The organism is Vibrio sp. Hep-1b-8, assembly GCF_006124995.1.
In the GTDB taxonomy this organism is placed as follows: Bacteria; Pseudomonadota; Gammaproteobacteria; order Enterobacterales; family Vibrionaceae; genus Vibrio.
Window position 1 is genome coordinate 25368 of record NZ_QEWN01000002.1, and the last position, 18212, is coordinate 43579.

14 protein-coding genes are annotated in these 18212 nt (G+C 45.2%); 8 read left to right on the forward strand and 6 right to left on the reverse strand.

Features of this window, described 5'->3' with window-relative positions:
• The first annotated feature begins 6 nt into the window (after positions 1 to 6).
• Genes DA100_RS00885 through DA100_RS00905 form a run of 5 tightly spaced genes read left to right on the forward strand, consistent with a single transcriptional unit; the run spans position 7 to position 5677 of the window.
• Positions 7 to 1227, forward strand: coding sequence for an AAA family ATPase (locus DA100_RS00885; RefSeq protein WP_138970421.1), 1221 nt, complete (start codon positions 7 to 9; stop codon positions 1225 to 1227).
• Positions 1228 to 1255: 28 nt separating this feature from the next.
• The gene (locus DA100_RS00890) at positions 1256 to 2746 is read left to right on the forward strand and encodes a CpaF family protein (RefSeq protein ID WP_138970422.1); all 1491 of its coding nucleotides are present in this window, start codon (positions 1256 to 1258) and stop codon (positions 2744 to 2746) included.
• Positions 2747 to 2757: 11 nt separating this feature from the next.
• Positions 2758 to 3726, forward strand: a complete 969-nt coding sequence (locus tag DA100_RS00895) for a type II secretion system F family protein (RefSeq protein WP_138970423.1) — start codon at positions 2758 to 2760, stop codon at positions 3724 to 3726.
• Position 3727: 1 nt separating this feature from the next.
• A complete protein-coding gene (locus tag DA100_RS00900; RefSeq protein ID WP_138970424.1) occupies positions 3728 to 4669 on the forward strand; it encodes a type II secretion system F family protein in 942 nt (313 codons plus the stop codon).
• A 9-nt stretch (positions 4670 to 4678) separates the two neighbouring features.
• Entirely contained in the window at positions 4679 to 5677 is a 999-nt protein-coding gene (locus DA100_RS00905; protein WP_138970425.1) for a tetratricopeptide repeat protein, read from the forward strand.
• Positions 5678 to 5729: 52 nt separating this feature from the next.
• Here DA100_RS00905 and chrA read toward each other — a convergent pair whose 3' ends face one another.
• A complete protein-coding gene (gene chrA / locus DA100_RS00910; RefSeq protein ID WP_138970426.1) occupies positions 5730 to 6875 on the reverse strand; it encodes a chromate efflux transporter in 1146 nt (381 codons plus the stop codon).
• Positions 6876 to 6997: 122 nt separating this feature from the next.
• Here chrA and DA100_RS00915 point away from each other — a divergent pair, with 122 nt between their 5' ends.
• Entirely contained in the window at positions 6998 to 7906 is a 909-nt protein-coding gene (locus DA100_RS00915) for a LysR family transcriptional regulator (RefSeq protein WP_138970427.1), read from the forward strand.
• Here the strand turns inward: DA100_RS00915 and DA100_RS00920 are convergent.
• From DA100_RS00920 to ebgR, 5 genes are all read right to left on the reverse strand, one after another.
• Complete coding sequence (locus tag DA100_RS00920) at positions 7887 to 8981, reverse strand: phosphatase PAP2 family protein (protein ID WP_138970428.1); 1095 nt, start codon at positions 8979 to 8981, stop codon at positions 7887 to 7889. The genes DA100_RS00915 and DA100_RS00920 overlap by 20 nt on opposite strands.
• Positions 8982 to 9260: 279 nt before the next feature.
• Positions 9261 to 10694 (reverse strand): amino acid permease, encoded by a 1434-nt coding sequence (locus DA100_RS00925; protein WP_138970429.1) that lies wholly within the window; start codon positions 10692 to 10694, stop codon positions 9261 to 9263.
• Between the two features lie 97 nt (positions 10695 to 10791).
• Complete coding sequence (locus tag DA100_RS00930) at positions 10792 to 11244, reverse strand: beta-galactosidase subunit beta (RefSeq protein ID WP_138970430.1); 453 nt, start codon at positions 11242 to 11244, stop codon at positions 10792 to 10794.
• A 3-nt stretch (positions 11245 to 11247) separates the two neighbouring features.
• The gene (gene ebgA, locus DA100_RS00935; RefSeq protein ID WP_138970431.1) at positions 11248 to 14352 is read right to left on the reverse strand and encodes a beta-galactosidase subunit alpha; all 3105 of its coding nucleotides are present in this window, start codon (positions 14350 to 14352) and stop codon (positions 11248 to 11250) included.
• Between the two features lie 356 nt (positions 14353 to 14708).
• Entirely contained in the window at positions 14709 to 15692 is a 984-nt protein-coding gene (gene ebgR / locus DA100_RS00940) for a transcriptional regulator EbgR (protein WP_138970432.1), read from the reverse strand.
• A 364-nt stretch (positions 15693 to 16056) separates the two neighbouring features.
• Between ebgR and galE the strand changes: the two genes are divergently transcribed.
• Positions 16057 to 17073 (forward strand): UDP-glucose 4-epimerase GalE, encoded by a 1017-nt coding sequence (gene galE / locus DA100_RS00945; RefSeq protein ID WP_138970433.1) that lies wholly within the window; start codon positions 16057 to 16059, stop codon positions 17071 to 17073.
• Between the two features lie 45 nt (positions 17074 to 17118).
• A complete protein-coding gene (locus DA100_RS00950) occupies positions 17119 to 18174 on the forward strand; it encodes a UDP-glucose--hexose-1-phosphate uridylyltransferase (protein ID WP_138970434.1) in 1056 nt (351 codons plus the stop codon).
• The last annotated feature ends 38 nt before the right edge of the window (positions 18175 to 18212 follow it).

Here is an 18212-nt window from a genome sequence, read left to right on the forward strand (position 1 = left end):
AACGAGATGGGAGAAGCAGTGACGCTAACGACTCATGGTGACCAACCCATAAGACTGAAAACAAACTTAACTGTTTGGGTATTCTATTTATCTGACGCCTTTCACCTTCATATCAGTCATGAGCTGTCAAAGTGCCCTAGTGTCAGCTTTGAAATGATTTCGTTCCATGGTCTGGTGGTAGGTAATCTTGCACACTTCTCTCCACCTGATCTTATTTTTGTAGAGACGGGGCCGAATTGGGCACAAAAAATTGTTGAGCTTCAACAGTATGAGGGGCCAGAGCATGCTACTGGCCATGAAGCGTCATTGATTGTTTTCGGCAATGAGAATGACAATGGCGCACTTAAAATCGCTTTACGCATTGGAGCCGCAGACTTTATTTCCGACAAAGCGACCTTGGGGGATCTGATTCCGCTACTTAGGAATGTTGCTGAAGAAAAAGTGGCAAGCAGAAACCTTGGTGAGCTGCTTGTATTTATGAATACTAAAGGTGGTGCGGGTGCATCAATGTTGGCGCTCAATACCGCCATTACGATTGCAGAACAGAACCCAGATAATGTTCTATTTGTTGATCTAGATACTCAGTTTGGCGTGATAGAAGATTATCTTAACGTTTCTTGTACTTACGGTCTCACAGATGCCATCGCGAATCTTTCTGATTTGGATGAAGTCTCTCTGGGTGGGTTAGTCACTAAGCATGAATCTGGTCTGCACACTATCGGTTTTAAACGTGAAAATAGCCATGAGAATTTCGAAAAAGCCCCTCAACTCAATCAGTTAATCCCTATCTTACGTGAAAGATACCCATACATTGTGATCGATTTATCTCGCGGGCTTGATCGGATGTTTGGTTCGGTTATCTCACCCGCGACGAAACTGTTCTTGGTGACTCAACAAAACTTAGTCGCGATTAAAAATACGACGCAGATTATCAAAGTTCTGACGTTCGAGTTTGGTGTCTCTAGAGATCAAATGGAAATTATCGTCAATCGTTATGAGAAGCGACAGTCGATCAAATTAAAAGATATTCAAGAAACCATAGGTGGCATGAAAATTCACACCATACCTAATGAATTTAAAGTTGCGCTTGAAAGTGCCAACTTAGGCCGACCTTTTATTCTGTCCAAAAAAGGCAGCGCAATTTCCAAGTCAGTTCAACGATTAGCACACTCTTTAGTTCCGGATAAGGAGAGTGAGAAAGGTTGGTTTAAGAAAATGTTCTCCTAACAAAGCTTGATAATAACAAGGGGCTAATATGTTCTTTAAAAGGAAAAACATAAACCCGGAGCTACAAAAGAAAGTGGTTGAAGCTGAGGAGCGTCAAATCCAGCAAGCGAATCAACGACAAGAGGCTGTGACTACAGAGCCACAAACAAGTCAAGTGGTAGAAGAAAAGGCTGCTGAATCTTTTCAAGAAAGAAAACGTCGCGAGGCTGAAGCGAAAGGTCATGCCGTTGAAGAAGAGAAGAAGCAACTCGAGCTAGAGCTTTCGGTTAAACATTATTATCACCAAATGTTGCTTGAAACGCTCGACTTAGGCTTGTTGGCGAGCTTGGAAAAGGAACGTGCTAAGTCTGAGTTGCACGACGCCGTTGTACAGCTAATGGCGGAAGACCAAACGCACGCATTGAGTGCGGAAGGACGTAAACGGGTAATACAACAAATCGAAGATGAGGTTTTTGGTTTAGGTCCTCTTGAGCCACTGCTCAAAGACCCGACTGTGTCGGATATTTTGGTGAATGGACCTAAGCACGTCTTTGTTGAGCGACGTGGTAAGTTGGAATTAACTCCTTACACCTTTCTTGACGAGCGACATCTTCGCAACATTATTGATAGAGTCGTGAGTCAGGTCGGTCGACGTATTGATGAAGCATCACCTATGGTCGATGCTCGTCTGACTGACGGGTCACGTGTAAACGCTATTATTCCACCTCTTGCGCTTGATGGTTCATCAGTGTCGATTCGCCGCTTTGCGGTAGAGAAGTTGAATATGGATAACCTGCTCAACTATAACTCTCTGTCTCCCGAAATGGCTCAGTTTGTTGAAGCAGCGGTGCGTGGGGCGATGAATGTACTCATCTCAGGTGGTACCGGTTCAGGAAAAACCACCACACTTAATATCTTCTCGAACTTTATTCCTTCTGATGATCGTATTGTGACGATAGAAGACTCGGCAGAACTTCAATTGCAACAACCTCATGTCGTTCGACTAGAAACACGTCCCGCTAACCTTGAAGGCAAAGGGGAGATCACCCAGCGAGATTTGGTGAAAAACTCACTGCGTATGCGCCCCGACAGAATTGTACTGGGGGAGGTTCGTGGTGCTGAGGCGGTTGATATGTTAGCTGCGATGAACACTGGCCACGATGGTTCGTTAGCGACAATACATGCCAATACGCCGCGCGATGCTCTCTCTCGGGTAGAGAATATGTTCGCGATGGCGGGCTGGAATATGACCGCCAAAAACCTACGCTCTCAAATTGCGTCGGCCATTCATTTGGTTGTGCAAATGGAACGTCAGGAAGACGGTAAGCGACGTATGGTCAGCATTTGTGAGATCAACGGCATGGAGGGTGAAATTATTACCATGTCGGAGATTTTTAAGTTCCAACGTAGAGGAATGGATGAAGAAGGGAATGTCTTAGGACACTTTACGGCGACGGGAGTCGTGCCGCAATGTCATGACCAGCTCTCTAAAAAAGGCCTTCATCTTCCTTTCGAAATTTTTAATGAGTCACACTCATAGAAGGGGGCATTATGCAGCAGGATGCGACACTCTTTTTTGTCTTACTTTTCTTCGCAGTGGTGTTTATTTCGCAGGCGCTGATTCTGCCTGCAGCAGGGAGTAAAGCAAAGCATAAAGAGTTATCAGAACGATTAAAGGAGTCCCAGTCTAAATTAGATGAAGAGGCACGTTCACTGCTTCATGAACATTACTTAAAAAGCCTGACCCCTTGGGATCGTCGTTTAGTAAAAATTGAGGCACTGTCGTCACTCAAGAAAATGATTGAGCTGTCTGGATATGACTGGAGTTTAACTCAAACCCTACTCATTACATCTATCTCGTCGGTTTGTTGTTTTTTTATCGCGCTGTTTATTGGTCAACCTCTTTATGTCGGGATCGCAGCGATTATTGCGGTTTGGATGTGTCTATATTTTTGGTTAGGTAAGAAGATTTCAGATCGCTTGGCGGCCTTTGAAGAACAGTTGCCTGAAGCCCTAGATATCATGCGTCGTATGTTACAAGCGGGTCAGCCGGTCACCCAGGCCTTTAATGAGGTGGGGTTGGAAATGCCTGCACCAATCGGAGTTGAATTCAAAAACACGTTCAACTTACTCAATTACGGCTATGACATGCGGATGGCGATCATGCAGATGGCGGAGCGTACACCAACGGTTTCCATGCTCGCGTTTTCCAGTGCGGTTTTGTTGCAAAAAGAAACTGGCGGTAATCTATCGGAGAACCTTGAGAAAGTATCAAGAGTGCTGCGGGCACGTTTTAAGCTGCAAAGAAAAATCAAAACCTTGTCAGCGGAAAGCCGCCTGTCGGCGTGGATATTGGTTCTTTCACCTTTTGTTCTGTTCATTTTCCTCAGTGTGATTAACCCTGGCTATGTCGAGCCGCTCTATACCGACCCAAGGGGAATGAAACTTGTGAGTGGGGGGGTCGTTAGTCTATTTTTTGGTTCACTGTGGATCAGAAAAATCATTAACTTCGAGGTGTGATATGGACTCTGTACTGACCTTTATTTCGTCCTTTAACCTTGATGAACAGACTGTTTTTTTAGGCTTGATCCTATTGGCAACCGTGTTGATCATTTTCACTCTATCGCTGTTACTCGTCGGCTCAAAATCGCCGTTAAAAGCCAAACTTAGCCAACTTAAAAGTACTAGTGGTGTCGAAAAGCAGCGGACAAAACGCTTAGAGAATACTTTAGAGTCGCTTGCACCAGCCATGAAACCTTCCAACTCTAAAGAGAGTGAAAGCATTCGTGAAAAGCTGATGCATGCGGGCTATCTTGATGCGAGTGCGCTCACTATCTTTTATGCAATTAAAGCGTTGTCGTTAGTGGTAGGGCTACTGATGGCGGCAGGATTCTTCTTCTTTGCTCCAGATATGCCAATGCGTAACCTTGCCATGATTGTTAGCGTTGGTGTCGGCATGTATGGACCGAATATTGTGCTCGGATATATGGTTGATAAGCGGCAATCAAAGATTCGCAGTGGGATTCCAGATGCCTTAGATTTATTGGTTGTGTGTACTGAGTCTGGGTTAGGGTTTAACGCTGCTCTTCGCAGAGTCGCGGATGAGTTGACCATATCGCACCCTGAATTTGCTGATGAACTGGATACCGTATGTGTCAAAGTAAAAGCAGGGGTCGAATTGTCGGATGCGTTTAATGACTTGATTCATCGGACGGGGCTGAAAGAGATCGCTGGTCTGGTGACTATGTTGGCCCATGCATCAAGAATAGGCGGTAGCTTGTCACAAACGTTACGTGAGTATACTGAAGACTATCGAGACAAGCGTAATCAAGAAATCGAAGAGGTTGCAGCTAAGATTCCAACGAAAATGATTTTTCCTCTGTTGATCTTTATTTGGCCTTGCTTCTTTATCGTTGCAATTGGTCCGTCAATGCTGCTCTTCACTGCATCTATGGGAAAATAAGGACGGACTATGAAAGGAATTCAACTGGTTGTATTCGCTTTATCTGCGATATTACTTTCCGCATGTGCCTCTAAAGAGTCGAGCTTAGACACTTCTCTCTATGATGGTAAACCTATCGACTCACTTTCGTCAGAAGAACCACCGACGACAGAGAAAGAGGCCATCGAACGGGGTGACAAGGCGCTGAGTGGCGGAAACACCGATTTAGCCTTGTATGAATACATTCGCTCTCTTTCGTTTGAAAACGGTCAGTATAGAGATCGTTCACTGTTCAACATTGGTCGTATACACCAATCTAGAGGGAACTTAGCGCTGGCTGAAAAAGCCTATCTGATTGCGATTGAGGAGAATCCCAACAATATCCAAGTCCTTGAACAGCTTGGTATCCTCTACAGTCGCAATGGAGATATTCAGCAGGGTGCCAGCTATTTTATGCGAGCAGTCAATGCGGATCAGGTGAGGTTTAATAACAACAAGACCTTGAGTAACACTGACCTAAGTACGGTGGAAGCCGTCAATAAGCTTCAGGTTGATAGTTACTCGCCTGAATATGCCTTAATGGGGTTGGGGGTCATCGCTGACTTGGACAAAAACCACGAATTGGCTCAAGCCTTCTATAAGCAGGCGCTCAGTATTGATCCTGACTCGGTGAAAACCTTGATCAATGTTGGATACTCTTTCTATATGGCAGGGGATTATCGCAAAGCCCAGCGTTTCATTATACAGGCATTGGATAACGAGCCCAATAATGATAAAGCTTTGAATAATTTAGCGTTAATTTATCTAGCTAAAGGTGAGATTAATCGTGCTCTGAACGTATTTTCTCAGCATATGACGAAACCAGAAGCGTTAAATAATGTGGGTTATTTCCTTACCCTTCAGGGTAAACCAGAACAAGCGATTCCATATCTCCAGCAGGCGATTGATTCGAGACCGACTTACTACAAAGTCGCTAATGAGAATCTAGAAAAAGCCCTTGCTATGGTTAGGGAGGAGAAAGCTAGATAAGATCAATAGAAAAGGGGGAGCACGCTCCCCCTTTTCTCTACCCGCATTCTTGTTAAGCGATATAGCCAGTAGCGAACCCCGCCAGCATAAAGAATGCGACCATCCAAACAATCGGCAGTTTCTGTTGCTTGAGTAAATAGAAGCCAACGAGAACCAGCGAGATATCAAGTGGATTCATCACTGCGCTGGTAAATACCGGTTGGTATAAAGCGGCGACCAGTAACCCCACAACCGCAGCATTTACTCCGTTGACGGCGCCAGAAACTTTGTGATTTTTAGCCAGTGATTGCCAGTTCTTTAGTACTCCAAGTAGCAATAAAAAGCCCGGTAAGAAAACCGCTAAAGTCGCCATTAACGCACCCGTAATCGGGGCTGAAGGCATCAACTCATAACCTATGTAAGTTGCAAAGGTAAACATAGGCCCAGGAACCGCTTGTGCTGCCGCATAGCCTGTTAGGAAGGCATCTTGGCTTAGCTGATCACCGACAATGTTTTGTAGCAGTGGAAGAACCACATGGCCGCCACCGAAGACCAAACTACCTGCTTGGAAAAAGTCGCTGAATAGACCTAGTGCGGGTAATACTTGCGCCGCAAACGGCAGTCCAACAAGCAAAGCAACAAACAGGGCAAGAGGCGTAATAGAAGGCTCAAACTTGCTGGTGCTGAGCGCGTCGTCATTACCTAAATATTTTACACCGATCAAAGCAGCCATTATCAGGACACCCATTTGGGTCGCAATACCAGGTAAAAGTAAGAGTGCGACAGCCGTTATCAAACAAAGTGCCACCGATAGCTTCTCTTTGCAGAAGTTTTTGTACATCCCCCAAGTTGCATCGGCAACCACTACAACCGCAAGTAATTTCAAACCATGAACCACATTATGAAAGGTGGTGGTTTCAGTCAGTTGGCTACTTAACATAGCTAACGCCAGCATGATAAGTACGGAAGGTAGTGTAAAGCCAATAAACGCCATACACGCGCCGCCAAGGCCACCTCGTTTGTAACCTAGAGCAAAGCCCACCTGGCTTGAACCGGGTCCGGGTAAGAACTGGCTAAGCGCAACAATTTGCGCGTACTCTTTATCATCTAGCCAGTTGAGTTTTTCAACAAAGGTATTTCTGAAATAGCCAATATGTGCCGCAGGACCGCCAAAGCTAATCCAGCCAAGCATAAAGAAGGTTTTGAAAATCGACAGCATGGTTACGTTACTCTTTTGCTAGGTCAAGAGACCTTTAATACTGCCAATAATGTACGCAATGAAATAAAATGATTCAAATTGATAGTCTTAATACAGACTATGAACAAAATGGGACGGGATGAGTGAAAGAGTTTAATTGGAAAGGGGTCGACCTCAATTTGCTGGTGGCTTTTCAAGCCTTGTTTCAGACTAACAGTGTCAGCGCGGCTGCAGAGCAGTGCTTTGTCAGTCAGTCTGCTATGAGTCATACGTTGCAGAGAATGCGAGCGCTATTTGATGATCCTTTATTCGAACGAGTGGGGGCGACGATGCAGCCGACTCGGTACGCTCAAGACATTGCTCCAGTGATCGATAAGCTGCTTGGTAGCATTAAGAATGACTTATTGGTTAAGAAGCACTTTGTTCCGCAAAGCTATACTGGCGTATGGAAAATAGGACTAACAGATTACGCTGAGCAGCTTTTTGCGCCAGCGTTGTACGACGCGATCAAACACCAATCACCAAATTCACAGGTCAGTTTTTTTAACGTCAATCGCAGCAATTATGTAGATATCGTTGAGAGCGAAGCGCTGGATATCGTGATTGGAAGTATCGAAAACCTTAATCGACGTTTTCTGTCTGAGCTGCTCTATACAGAGCAACACTTGTGCTTATTCGATCCTAATACGGTTGAAGCAGGTGATACGATGTCGATTGAGGAGTTTGTAGCAGTAGAACATGCCTTAGTTAGCCCTGATGGTAGTCTGCAAACTCAAGTTGATAAATCATTGTATAAGCTCGGATATACCAGAATAGTAGGTGTGGCATCACGCAACTTTCTTACTATCAGACGCTTGTTACTAGGTCGGAAATTACTGTGTATTGTGCCGAAACGTTTTGCTGAAATGGAAATGTATTCACATGATCTGCAAGCGATCACTAGCCCGATTGAGATCCCTGATTTTGATATTCGCCTATTGTTTGCCAAAGCCAATCAGTATGAAGAAAAGAACTGCTGGATTCGACAAATCGTTACTGAGACGGTTCGCTAGTGAGTCGATGAGATATCCAACCACAGCCTTTCCAGATGAGTAACGTCAATATGATGCTTAGATAGCCATCAATCGCGTAGTGCCATGCAAGATGGACAGAGCCTATTTGGATAAAAATCATGTATGCCCACATGAGTAAGCCAAGTTTCTTGTTGTACTGGTAGCTGGCTAATGCCATCAGCATCGCAACGGAGACGTGCATACTCGGCATCGCCGAAATACCCGCTCCAATGCCTCCCTCGCGACCTAAGTAGTTAAGCCAAAGGGTATCCTGTACATCTAAGGCCCAGACGGGAAACCATCCCGCCTCAACCATGATGCGACTTTGATCGTTGAGCAAATCGATCAACGGCAAATAGTGAGTATGCTCGGGATTGAGTAAGTGGGTATAGCAAGGGCCTGCAGAAGAGAGCAGAGTGGCGGTAATACCACCTATCAAAAGCCAGCTTGACATATAAGCGATCAAGTACTGATTGCGAAGATGAGTTAGGTCACGACGAACGATAAAAAACAATGTCATCCCCCACATAAGCAGAAACCATAGGTGGTAGAGAAAGTTGATCCCATAGGTCGCAAAGGGGGAAGAGAAGATCCCATGAGTGATCTCCCAGGGTGAAACTCCGAAATGAAGCCACTTATCTAATTCATAGAAAGCCAAGTCATACTGAAATGGTTTGATGTCCGGTATCACAGACTTAAGATACGAATAGCATGAGTAAGTGAGATTCAGCGCTAATACCAACAGAATAAAGCTTATCGCCTTTGAAAGTGGATTAAAGAAACCGATCAGGGTTTTGATATAGGCTTGTATCGGATGAGGTCGACGGTGATAAAGAAGATAAAGGTAATAGGCGCTGCTCCATGTGAGAAAGGTGATGTAGCAGATTCGAATCAGGGTGCTGAGGTAAGTAAATGCGCTGTACTCGATGTGAGAAGCGTAGCTAAACATTAGCGACATCAAATACAAAGCAATGGTCGTAAACAGGACGTAACCATAAAGGAGCTTGTCTTGATAAAAGGCCTGCTTAATTTGTTGCCAGTGGCGAGTCCGTGCTTCTGACGTCAGTATTTGCATATAAAGTAATGATTTCACATAGCTTTAAGTCAAGTATAGAACATGCCTAACGACTCGATTTATCAACTTAGCCTAATGTATAGCGCGTCCAGACTTTTGAACGCCAGTGATATGACAGAACAAGCAAGTGGCGGCCGCGCACCTTGCTGATCACTATATCTGGTCTTGAGCGGGATAAATGATCCGAAAAGACGCTTTTCTGTTCGTGAAGGTCGTAGTTGACAGTGATAGACAAAACAAAAAAGGGCACCACTAGGTGCCCAAAAGGGGTTGTTATTATTATTTTAGGGTAACGGCAGGAGCGGCCTCTTGTAAGCGCTCTTGATCATTGAGTGACTTTTCGTATTGGCTGTACTTCCACCAAGCAAAACCTAGGAAGATAACAATGCCGCCAACGTTGTAGAAAATGATGGTCATGATGTCTGCGCCTGTTGGGAACGTTGACGCTAGGAAGCCCACAGTGAAGATACCGATCAGAATCAAAACCACGGCAATCCCTGTCATGCGTGAACCCATTTTGAAATCACGTTCTAGATGATCCAGTTTTAGGCGCAAGTTTAGGTAAGCCAGCATAATGAACAGCGGTGGGAGCATTGAAGCCGCTGCGGTCATATTGATCACCGTATTCATAAGATCCTGAGCTGTATTTGAGCCTAAGGTTGGGATAATCATTAGTGGGAATACGATGGCGTACTGTACCCAAGCTGCACGTGCTGGAACGCCATTTTCATTAAGCTCTACCGTTTTCTTACCAAAGATACCTTCAGGAATTTCTGAGAAGAAGATTTTTACAGGTGTTGCAGTCCACATTAGTAGAGAGCCAAACATGGCTGTGAATGAAACCAAGCCCACGAAACGGTTCATCAGGATTTCAGGTAGGCCAAAGTAACTTGCTAGCCCTTCAAATACCTGAACTGAGCCACCTGTGTATTTTAGCTCTGAGCTAGAGACAAATACGTTGATGAGTACAGAAGAGACAGAGTAAAGCGCACCAATAAAGATACCTGCAATAATGATCACTTTTACAAAAGACTTAGAACCACCTTTAACGTCGTTGACGTAAACCGCGACAGACTCAGCACCGCCCGCAGCCATAAAGATCCATGTAGTAATACCAAGGAATGCCCAACTGAAATCAGGGATCATTGCTTCAACAGTTACTGGGTCAGCCGGTTCTACGCCGCCAAGTAGCGCAGCGCCAGAAAGCAAGATGTACGAGATAGTCAGTAACAGCATTAATGATGAAGTGACGGAAGTAATTGGCCCTAGCATTTTTGCGCCGTTGGTAGACACATAAGTTGCGAACGCAAACAGGATCATACTGAGAGCAGTGGTCGCGAATGGTGTCAGAATGTACTCATAGCCGAGGAAAGCATAGGAAGCGTAGGCGATAACGCGTGGCAGTAGTGAGGTAAAGAAGAACAGGTTTACGAACCAGTAAGTGTAAGCAGAAATAAATGCCCAGCGACCACCGAGTGAGCTTTTAACCCAAGCATAAACCCCAGCTTCTGAATCTTTGTTGAGAGAAACGAACTCAGCGATGATTAAGCAGAAAGGGATGAAATAAAAGATGGTCGCTAAGAAGAACATTGGTGCCGATGCTAGACCGATTTCAATATTGTTGTTAATGACGTTGTTGAAACTGAATACGGCAGCGAAGGTTAAGGACAGCAAGCCAAACTTGCCTATGGTGTTACGTTTGGTATCAGACATTTGTTATATCTCCGAAGAGTCACGTGTTTGTAGGGTTTTATCGAGAGGCTGATGCGACAGGCATCGCCCCTCGTTGTTATTGGTATGAATGTCTTGGTTACTTGTTGAGGAAGTAGCCATCTTCGATGGTTACTTTCAGCACCACTTTGCGCACTCGGTTGTCACCTAAGAAACGATAGCCTTGGCTATTGTCAAAAATGGCCAACTGACCTGCGCTCAGTTCACGTACTTGCCCTTTACCTATCAGGTATTCACGATCCGTTTCATCGCTATACGCCTCAAGCTGTTGTAGCTGAGACTTATCCGCAAATTCTACTGATTCTTTGCCTTCCAGATAGTAGTGCACATCAAAGTAGCGGCGGTTACCGATAAAAGTGTCATTGTTCAGTGAAATGCCATCTTCAATCATGTACACCAGTGAGTCGCCAATGGAGTGCATTACGCCATCTTTGATGTTGACGCAGTTTTCAATCGCCTCAACACAGCGGTTCCATTTACGACCATTGCGGTACACTTGTTTGAATTGCTCTAAGCTTTCTAACACGATCATGGGTTATGCCTCGTTTACATCAGTTGTTGTGACACGCTTGTTCTTAAAGAAGGCGTCACCAAAGTTGTGTGCAGCCAGTGCTTGGGCGTTACAGTCACCCGCTTGCAGTGGCATTAGTGTCAGGCCATAGCAAAACTCATCCATGTAGACACGGTATGAATCGAGCACTTCACTGCCCCAAGAATTGGAACCAAGTCCCATCAATTTGTGGTCGAGATTCAGAGTGATGTAACCACTTTTCTCAAGCTCAATTGTGTGCTGAGCTTGATGTAGATTTTGGTTGGTGTAGAACCAAGCGCTGAAGTTGATCTCTTGCTGAGGCTTTACTAACAAACCGGTGCCATTGCGATTAGTCAAAGCTGCCCAGCGAACGTTTTGACGGTTGCCGTTAGTTTGAGGGAATGGGTAGTTCTCAAACATATCAGCGACGGTTGTCTGGTAAACATCAATCATGTTGGCTTGCTTGCTGTCTTGGTAGTTTTCTTCTGGGCCACGACCATAGTATTTGACCTGTTCGAACTCACCATTGATCCCAAGATCTAAACCGATCACAGGAATGACATGCGGGTAATTGCCATAGCGTTCGCCGCTCAGTTCTAGGTTGAGTTGTCCTTCAGCGTTGATCTGGTAGCGGTAGCTACAACGCATCCCGAAATCGAATACTGGTGGCGCGATGATACTGGTCGTGGTGATTTCGACTTTGCCATCAATCAGCTCAACATTGAGGGTGCGGAAGTGCTCTTGCATGATTTGAAGGTGGGCAGGTTGCCACAATCCTTCATGCTCTTGCTTGTGGTTGTCGATCATTGGTTTGAAGAAGTTGAGCTTCGGTTCAGATTTGATCAGCTCCTCACCATTGACCAACCACGAGGTTAGCTTGCCATTGACTTTCGAGAAGTTAATTGCAAAGTTATGGCCCTCAATCAAATAACCAAGACGGCTCTCCTCGATATTTAATCTGGTTGCGTTGGCGTTACTATAAGTTGTAGTGGTTGCCGTATTTGCTTTGATTGGGTATTGGTAAACCGCAATGTCGTGGTTAGCCGCGCTGTAGAGAGTGCAGCTATCTTTACGCACGGTAAAGTTAACGAAGACTTCACGTTGATCCAATTCCGGGATCGCAATCTCAATGTCTCGTTCAGAGTTGGCGGCTAAGTCAGCTACTTTGAATTGAACGGTGCGTAAAGTCTCACCTTCGGCGCGAATATCTGCGGTAATGGTGTAATCGTTGATGTCTGAGAACCACAGCTTGTTTTCAATGGCAAACTTACCCATTTGTGGGTCGATAGCGCGGATTTTTACTGGCGCGATCACCTGCTTGTACTCTTTCAAGCCTGGGCCTGGAGTTTGGTCAGGGTAGATCAAACCATCCATACAGAAGTTGTAGTTGTTAGGGTAGTCGCCATAGTCACCACCGTATTTGTAGAAAGACTCACCTTTCTCATCGTGGGCTAAAATGCCATGGTCACACCATTCCCAAACATAATGACCTTGGATGTGATCATGTTTGTAGAACACATTTTGATATTCAGTCAGACCACCTGGGCCATTACCCATAGCGTGGGCGTATTCACAGATGATGCGCGGTTTTTCGTGCGGGAACTCGCCGAAATAGTTCATCAATTGTGCACGTGAGTACATGGTTGAAATGACATCAACAACCTCCGCGTCACGGTCTTCTTCATAGTGGACGAGGCGAGTGTCATCAATCGCTTTGGTTGCCGCGCACATCGCGCGGATGTTACAGCCGTAGCCTGATTCGTTGCCCATCGACCACATGATGATGGATGGATGGTTTTTTTGTGCGTGGATGTGGCGTTCGGCGCGCTCGACAAACACAGCTTCCCAGGCGGCATCATTCGTGATTCGGCTCAAATCTCCCACGTTGGCAAAACCATGAGTTTCTACATCGGTTTCCGCCATAACGAACAGACCATAGATATCACACAGTTCATAGAAGCGAGGGTCATTAGGGTAGTGAGCTGTACGCACAGAGTTAATATTGTGTTGCTTCATCAACACGATGTCTTTCTCGACGCGATCCATTCCCACCGCGCGACCCTTTAGATGATCGTTGTCGTGACGGTTAACCCCGTGGAGCATTACATATTGATTGTTGATGTAAAACAGGCCATCACGCACCTTAATGTCACGGAAGCCAACTCGTTGTGGGATCACTTCCAAGATGTTGCCTTGATTATCACGCAGAGTGATCAGAAGTTGATAAAGGTAAGGATTTTCAGCGGTCCAGTGAACTGGGTGGGTCATTTCGATGTTAAAGCGAGCCTGAGCAGATTGGTCGATAGTCAGGTTACTGCATGAGCCTTGAGCAATAACCTGACCTTTATCCATCAGAGCGTAGTCTAGTGAGTAGCCATGCGCTTGCTGGTTACTAAGGTTCTCAAGTTCCACCTGACAAGAGAGCGTTGCTGCGACGTAGTCGTCGGCAAAGTCAGTGCGGACGGTAAAATCTTGCACATGGGTTTGTGGTCTACCCACAAGGTAAACATCACGGAAGATGCCGGCGGTCCACCACATATCCTGATCTTCGATGTAGGTAGAGTCAGCCCACTGCATCACGCGCACTGACAGAAGGTTATCACCTTGTACTACGTATTTTGAAATGTCGAATTCGGCGGTAAGTCTGCTCCCTTTGCTAAAACCGACATATTGACCATTTACATAGACTTCAAAGTAGGTTTCCACACCATCAAATTTGATGATGGTTTGTTGATCATTCCAACTCTCGCTCAGAGTGAAATTACGCTGATAAGCGCCAGTTGGGTTATCGCTTGGCACAAAAGGAACATCAATTGGGAAAGGAAAACCTTCATCAGTGTATTGAAGATCGCCATGGCCTTCCATTTGCCACATATTTGGAACCGTAATCTGGCCCCACTGTTCCATCTTGTCAGTGTAAAACTCCTCAGGAACCAAGAGCGGGTTTGTGAAGTAGTTAAAACGCCACTGTCCGCTTAGCAGCATAAAGTGGTTGCTGAGCTCGCGTTGAAAAGTTTGTGCGCTGTTGACGGAATCGTATGAGAAAAAATAGGCACGTGGTGCCATGCGGTTCTCATGTAGGTGTAGGAAGTTTTCCCAATTGTTCACGATTGCTCTCCCTCGGCTTAAAGCGTCCGATGACTGCCGACGTTCTGTTAAAAAATGCTCAGTGAGCTTATGGGAAAGATATTAGTAAAACTTTTACTAAAATAAATTAGTGAAAACGTTTTACTTTAACTGGATCACGATTTATTCGAGTCGGTAGGTGAAAGCTGTGATCACGATTAAAGAATAATGTTTAACCACATCTTATTGCTGGGTGAGGGGGGAGTAGCTGCATGGGTTTGAGTTTTAAATAATAAAAAAGGCACTGAAATTCAGTGCCTTAGAGATGCTGTTTGATTGATTTTATTTGAATCGTTGTTCAAGATGCGGAGTGAGAATGGCTAGCCACTGCTCTGGAGTCATTGAGTGGTGCCTCTTAGTTTTAGCTTGCTCGGAACATAAACCTGTAATGGTAGGGCGCGACCATCACGAACTTTTTCAATGAGAAGGTTAACGCCTTGAACTCCCATCATCTCTGAGTGAATTCGCACCGTAGACAGGGATGGGAACGTAAACTTTGCGGTAGGAATATCGTTAACACTAATAAGCGAAATGTCTTCAGGGATATTAAGCCCGTGCTCATGAATGGCTCTTAACACCCCAATCGCAATTGAATCCGAGGCAATAAATAACGCTCTAGGGAAGTCTGGTTTTGCCAGCATTTCTTTAGCAAGCTTATAGCCAGATGAGCTGGTGAACTCGCCACGATAGATATCATCAAGTGACACTACGCCTTTAAGTTGCCCATATTCAGCGAAGGCAATTTCACGAATGTCGGCACAATTGGGTTTATCCTGCCCCCCAATAAAACCAATACGTTTAAAGCCCTGGTCGATGAAAAAATCGGTGATTTGTTTGCTGATTCGTTTGAGGTCAATGTCGACAGAATCGAATTCAGAGTCACAGTCACTGAAGTCGACATAGCAAATATTGTCAGTCATCTTAGTCAACTGGGCTAAGGTGGTCGGATTGCTTCGTCCAACCAAAAGAACACCCGTTATCTTATTGCTTGCTGCGATGATTTCATTGTTATAACAATTTGTTAGCTCAATGTTTAGTTTATCGCATTGAGTTTCGATGCCGTGGCGGATAGAAAGGTAATAGGGGTCGTTGACTTCCGCTTCCTGAGGGTAGTTGTATACCGCCATAAAGTGATGATTTTGTTTTCTAGCTAGCGCCGCTTTCTTGGAGCTACTGGTTTTATACTCTAGCTTTTCTGCGATCTCAAAAATGCGGTGCTTAGTCTCTTCTTTAACACTTAATGTTGGATCGTCGTTAAGTACCCTTGATACGGTAGCTAAGGAAACCCCCGCTTCCGTCGCAATATCTTTCAATGTTGCCATTAATTATTACGTCCCTTTATTACTTGTTGCGCTTACGTAGGCAATCTAACTATGCCAAGTATTGTAAACAATCACACCGATCAAGTACCGATTTTTAGTAAAAAATAGCAAACATTGTTATCTATTCGAATGCTGAATGGAAAAAGCTTCAACGGTAATCTGTTTACTGCGGCCAATCGGTCATCAACTTTGATTAACTAAACCATTTATCACACTAATCTTGAAGGTCATTTATGGTTAATTTTGTGGAAGCGTTTACATAACGCGAAATTGATCACGGATCTTGGACGTCGTTGATTGATAGACTTTTGCCATCGAAGAGATTTGAGCATGGTATTGCTCACCGATTGATGGAGATCGAATAGTGAAAGTTCTTGTTACCGGCGGTATGGGATACATAGGCAGTCATACTTGTGTGCAGATGATTGAAGCAGGTATTGAACCCATTATTGTAGATAATCTTTGCAACGCCAAAGAAGAGGTGCTTACTCGTATCGATGCTCTGACTGGTAAAACACCGACGTTTTACCTGGGTGACATCCGTGATGAAGCATTTCTCGATTCTGTATTTTCGAAACATGACATCACGTCGGTGATCCACTTTGCTGGGCTAAAAGCGGTTGGTGAATCTGTTGAAAAGCCCCTCGAATACTATGACAACAATGTTAATGGCACTGTGGTTCTTGCTCGTTCGATGCGTAAAGCGGGTGTCAAAAGCCTTGTTTTCAGCTCTTCTGCCACTGTTTATGGCGATCCTCAACAAGTTCCTATCACCGAAGAGTCGCCAACTGGAGCGACGACAAACCCTTATGGTCGCAGCAAATATATGGTTGAACAGTGCCTCAGTGATCTGTTTACTGCTGAGCAGGACTGGAGCATCACGTTGTTACGCTACTTTAATCCTGTTGGAGCACACCCTTCTGGAACGATGGGGGAAGATCCCCAAGGTATTCCAAATAACTTGATGCCATTCATTGCTCAGGTTGCTGTCGGGAGGCGTGAGCGCTTGTCTATTTTTGGTGACGATTATCCTACACAAGATGGTACCGGTATCCGCGACTATATACATGTCATGGATCTCGCTGACGGGCATATCGCGGCACTGAACTCTGTGGGGAGTCAACATGGTTTGCATGTCTACAACCTAGGCACGGGGAAAGGATCGAGTGTATTGCAGATGGTGGAGGCGTTTAGTCGTGCTTGTGGACATGCCGTTCCTTACCAAATATGCCCTCGTAGAGCTGGTGATATTGCAGAGTGCTGGGCAAGCACTGAAAAGGCTGAAAAAGAGTTGGGATGGCGCGCGCTGCGCAGTATCGATGAAATGACAGCCGATACTTGGAGTTGGCAGTCAAACAACCCTCAGGGTTATTCCGCCTAACACCATATTTGATTTGAAAATAGTTTAAGTAGTTGAGTAAGTACGATGTCGAAGATTGAGTTTAACCCTGTGGATCATCCACACCGCCGATTCAACCCATTAACTGGGCAGTGGATTCTTGTATCGCCACATCGAGCTAAGCGACCTTGGAGTGGCGCTGATGAGAAAGCGGCTGTAGATGAACTACCTGAATATCAAGCAGATTGTTTTCTATGTCCAACAAACCAACGTATTTCGGGGGATGTGAACCCAGATTATCAGGGCACTTATGTGTTTAGTAATGACTTTGCTGCATTAATGCCAGATTCACCAGATGCACCTGAATCAGACAATCCATTGTTCAAAACACAAGGCGTTCGAGGGCTGAGTCGAGTTATCTGTTTTTCTCCTGATCACAGCAAAACCTTACCAGAACTCTCTGTGACTCAGATCCGCGGTGTGATAGATACTTGGAACCGTCAGATCGAAGAGTTAGGTGAGCACTACATCTGGGTTCAGGCATTCGAAAATAAGGGGGAAACCATGGGCTGTTCTCAGCCTCACCCACACGGTCAGATTTGGGCGAACAGTTTCCTACCGAATGAAATCGAACGCAAAGAGCAGAATCTTAAAGCCTACTACCAACAACACGGCAGCAATTTGCTGGTGGACTATGTGAATGCTGAATTGAAAGATGGTTCACGAGTTGTGGTGGAAACCGAGCATTGGGCAGCTTTGGTGCCATATTGGGCGGCATGGCCATTTGAAACCCTGTTACTGCCTAAAAAGCATATTCGCCGTATGAGTGAATTGACTGACGAACAACGCGATGATCTTGCCGTGGCGATCAAGAAGTTGACCAGCCGTTATGACAACTTGTTCCAATGCTCATTCCCTTACTCAATGGGCTGGCATTATGCCCCCTTCTTTGAACAGGGGACGGATATTGAACATTGGCAGCTTCATGCACTGTTCTATCCACCACTTTTGCGCAGTGCCACAGTACGAAAATTTATGGTTGGTTACGAAATGTTGGCCGAAAGCCAACGTGATCTCACCGCAGAACAAGCTGCACAACGTCTTCGTGACTTGAGTGATGTTCATTACAAAGAACAGAAGTAACCAACCATTTTAGCCAGCAATGCAGTGCAAGCGCTGGC

Excerpts from the sequence above, each read along its gene's own strand:
- DA100_RS00885 (WP_138970421.1), top strand. The coding sequence starts at position 7 with ATGGGAGAAGCAGTGACGCTAACGACTCATGGTGACCAACCCATAAGA.
- DA100_RS00890 (WP_138970422.1), top strand. The coding sequence starts at position 1,256 with ATGTTCTTTAAAAGGAAAAACATAAACCCGGAGCTACAAAAGAAAGTG.
- DA100_RS00895 (WP_138970423.1), top strand. The coding sequence starts at position 2,758 with ATGCAGCAGGATGCGACACTCTTTTTTGTCTTACTTTTCTTCGCAGTG.
- DA100_RS00900 (WP_138970424.1), top strand. The coding sequence starts at position 3,728 with ATGGACTCTGTACTGACCTTTATTTCGTCCTTTAACCTTGATGAACAG.
- DA100_RS00905 (WP_138970425.1), top strand. The coding sequence starts at position 4,679 with ATGAAAGGAATTCAACTGGTTGTATTCGCTTTATCTGCGATATTACTT.
- chrA (WP_138970426.1), bottom strand. The coding sequence starts at position 6,875 with ATGCTGTCGATTTTCAAAACCTTCTTTATGCTTGGCTGGATTAGCTTT.
- DA100_RS00920 (WP_138970428.1), bottom strand. The coding sequence starts at position 8,981 with ATGCAAATACTGACGTCAGAAGCACGGACTCGCCACTGGCAACAAATT.
- DA100_RS00925 (WP_138970429.1), bottom strand. The coding sequence starts at position 10,694 with ATGTCTGATACCAAACGTAACACCATAGGCAAGTTTGGCTTGCTGTCC.
- DA100_RS00930 (WP_138970430.1), bottom strand. The coding sequence starts at position 11,244 with ATGATCGTGTTAGAAAGCTTAGAGCAATTCAAACAAGTGTACCGCAAT.
- ebgR (WP_138970432.1), bottom strand. The coding sequence starts at position 15,692 with ATGGCAACATTGAAAGATATTGCGACGGAAGCGGGGGTTTCCTTAGCT.
- DA100_RS00950 (WP_138970434.1), top strand. The coding sequence starts at position 17,119 with ATGTCGAAGATTGAGTTTAACCCTGTGGATCATCCACACCGCCGATTC.